Raw genomic sequence first — 249 nt, forward strand, 5'->3', positions numbered from 1 at the left:
GCGCACGGCCGCGTCGCCGCTTCCGGCAGCACCAGCCGCACCGGCGCAGCCGTCAAGGTCGGGGGCGATCCCGCACAGCTCGCCGTCATGACGACGCAGGCGATCGGCGCGATCGGTTTCAAGGGGCTGATGGGCATCGACGGCGCTCCTGGCCTGGTCGAGGGCGGCGGCCGTGACCCGGCCAACCGTCGCCTCGCGTTGATGAAATTGGTCGAGGCGGCGCATCTGGTCCGCGCCGCCTTGGGTCTC

The 249-nt window shown here is 72.3% G+C and carries 1 protein-coding gene; it reads left to right on the top strand.

Annotated elements, in window-relative coordinates; all coding sequences use genetic code 11:
* Window positions 1–249, top strand: a 249-nt coding sequence (locus tag B2U11_RS06185) for a hypothetical protein (RefSeq protein ID WP_292070632.1), incomplete at both ends; no start/stop codon positions are given.

Origin of the sequence: Brevundimonas sp. UBA7534 (genome assembly GCF_002479325.1) — a bacterium.
In the GTDB taxonomy this organism is placed as follows: domain Bacteria; phylum Pseudomonadota; class Alphaproteobacteria; order Caulobacterales; family Caulobacteraceae; genus Brevundimonas.